At 59.0% G+C, this 1770-nt stretch carries 2 protein-coding genes and 2 pseudogenes; all 4 read left to right on the plus strand.

Annotated features, from left to right (window positions below; all coding sequences use genetic code 11):
* A pseudogene (locus LCM4577_RS28940) lies at window positions 1-447 on the plus strand (peptide ABC transporter substrate-binding protein); the annotation flags it as partial.
* Window positions 448-516: 69 nt separating this feature from the next.
* A pseudogene (locus LCM4577_RS28945) lies at window positions 517-749 on the plus strand (ABC transporter permease); the annotation flags it as partial.
* On the plus strand, window positions 742-1146 hold the full coding sequence (locus LCM4577_RS28950) for an ATP-binding cassette domain-containing protein (protein ID WP_071074405.1): 405 nt from the start codon (window positions 742-744) through the stop codon (window positions 1144-1146). The pseudogene LCM4577_RS28945 and the gene LCM4577_RS28950, both read left to right, overlap by 8 nt.
* Before the next feature lie 415 nt (window positions 1147-1561).
* Window positions 1562-1770 (plus strand): twin-arginine translocation signal domain-containing protein (locus tag LCM4577_RS28955; protein WP_116390206.1); only part of this gene is annotated, 209 nt, incomplete at its 3' end.

Consider the following 1770-nt stretch of genomic DNA (forward strand, 5'->3'; position numbering starts at 1 on the left):
GGCGCCGTTGATGCTGCTCAGCTTTTTCAGCAGAGCTGTGCCAAGGCCGGCATCACCATCGACGTCAAGCGCGAACCGAGCGACGGATATTGGTCTGATGTCTGGCTAAAGCAGCCCTTCTCTACCTCCTACTGGTCCGGTCGCCCAACTCAGGACCTGATATACTCAGCCACCTTTTTGTCGACGGCGGCCCAAAACGACAACCGCTTCTTTAACGACAAGTTCGACAAGCTTCTGATCGAAGCGCGCGCCGAATTCGACCAGGAAAAGCGTAAGAACCTCTATCGTGAGATGGCCATGATCGTTCGTGACGAGGGCGGGACGATCGCCCCGACGTTCAACCAGTACATCGATGCGACGGGGCCGGGCGTGAAGGGATTCGTGAAGCATCCTGCAGCGGAGTTGAGTAACGCCTCCGCATTGGTGCAATGCTGGCTCGAGGCCTAAACAGAGTGCCTGTGAATTCGCCCGTTGTGAGGTTATCCGGCCAGCGCATGCTCCCGTAGTGGCGGACTCGGTCCGCGCTTCATCTTTTCGGTGCTGTTCTTGTCGGCGCTTTCGTTTCTCGGCCTCGGTGTGCAACCGCCGGCGGCATGGTGAAAGAAAACAACGACGGCATCGTTTTTGGTATTCCTGCCGCCCTCATCCCGGCCGCTGCGATCGCAGCGCTTGCGATCTCCGTCAACTTGGGCGCGGACTGGGTGCTTACCCGCACCACCAGCCTCAAAGGGGGCGCGACTAATGGTTAGGATACGGGCAAAGCCGCAGCGAGAGGGAGGCTTTCTGCTCGACAACAGGAATCTCGAGATCAAGGCGACAGCTTCTTCGCCGGCCGAGAAGCCGCGAAACGTCACGATCGTTGACGAAGTGTCGTTGCGATTGAGGCGTAGCAAGGTGCTGGGACTTATCGGCGAATCCGGTGCCGGCAAGTCGACTATTGGGCTTTCATCCATGGTTACGGCCGAGGTGGCGTCCGCACCGGGCGGCGAGATCATCCTCAACGGCCGCGACATTCTTAGGGGCGGGGCTCAGACTTTGCGTAAAGTGCGTGGCTGGGAGGTCTGCTATGTCGCCCAGTCGGCTGCCGCAGTGTTCAATCCGGCGCATCGTCTTATGGATCAAGTCGTAGAAGCCGCGCATCCATAGGCGGCTAGAGTTCCACTGCACGCCGAAGCAAGCAAGTTGGCTCAATAAGGTCGAGATCGAAATCGACGCATTGGGCGGCCAGTGCCTTGACCGCCACATCGAAAGCCGCGACCGCCTCCGCGCCGAGATGACGTTTGGGAACACCAATAATGGAGCTTGCGGCAACTGGATGTCCAAACCTACGTCAAACTGGCCAAAATGAACCCGAATCAAGCGCAGCCAAAGAGTCAAATTTCCTGTGCAGAGCCGACTTAGAATCGCTGCACTGAAATTATGCTTGAACTTGCTGCATGGGCCGTTTTTCTGCGCCGAGAAGGGTCGAAACTGTGCAAACCGCGCCACGTGTACACGTAACGTAGGCGAAACAAGAGCCATTGCCCAGCGTCAATGGGAATAAATGGGGAGGAGCAGTTCAATGTCGCAAGAATTTGACCGTCTTAGCCGCCGCTTCGCTTCGGGTTTGCTCAGCCGGCGGGAATTTCTTGGAGGCGCGGCGGCACTGGGGGTCAGCGCCACTCTTGCGAACTCGCTGGTTGCTGCCTCCGCGAACGCGCAGGCGCCGCGAAAGGGCGGCATCCTGAGGGCCGGCCTCCAGGGCGGCGCAGCGACCGACAGCCTCGACCC

It is taken from the genome of Mesorhizobium sp. LCM 4577, from assembly GCF_001854795.2.
Taxonomy (GTDB): Bacteria; Pseudomonadota; Alphaproteobacteria; order Rhizobiales; family Rhizobiaceae; genus Mesorhizobium; species Mesorhizobium plurifarium.

Excerpts from the sequence above, each read along its gene's own strand:
- LCM4577_RS28950 (WP_071074405.1), top strand. The coding sequence starts at position 742 with ATGGTTAGGATACGGGCAAAGCCGCAGCGAGAGGGAGGCTTTCTGCTC.